The following is a 570-nucleotide window of genomic DNA, read 5'->3' as shown; positions in this document are numbered from 1 at the left end:
ATGAACATGGACGAGATGCCGATGGATCATTCAAAAATGGATCACTCCAACATGCAAGGTATGGCAGGAATGTCAGCAGTGGGTATGCCTGCGAATGGGGCAAAACCGGATAAAGTCGTCCATGTAATTTTGAGCGATGACATGAAAATCACCTTCAAGAAAGACGTAAAAATCGAACCGAACGACGTTGTGCAGTTCGTGGTGATGAACACGGGCAAAATCGATCATGAGTTCACCATCGGTTCAGCAGCAGAGCAACTTGAGCACCGTGAGATGATGAAAAACATGTCAGGTAATCACATGCACGACTCTGGCAATGCTGTCACCGTAGAACCGGGTAAAGCAAAACAGATTTTGTGGCACTTCCACGGAGACAACAACGTAGAGTTTGCTTGTAACATTCCAGGCCACGCAGAAGCTGGCATGGTCAAAAAAGTGAAGTTGTAAGGTTATAAGTAGGCTTTAGCTTAAACTAGATAATCTAACGATGACAATACGTTAGAAATGAATACAACAAGACAAAAGGAGCTGCACTCAGCTCCTTTTTGTTTCGTTCATCCCTGCCACTAT

The 570-nt window shown here is 44.2% G+C and carries 1 protein-coding gene; it reads left to right on the top strand.

Features of this window, described 5'->3' with window-relative positions:
- A partial coding sequence (copI, locus tag R7Z50_RS29710) for a copper-resistant cuproprotein CopI (protein WP_318150044.1) occupies window positions 1-447 on the top strand: 447 nt, incomplete at its 5' end.
- Window positions 448-570 lie beyond the last annotated feature (123 nt).

The sequence above is a fragment of the Vibrio sp. 1249-1 genome (assembly GCF_033340495.1).
Note: the sequence above shows the minus strand (reverse complement) of the source record. Positions and strands in the feature narration are given on the sequence as shown.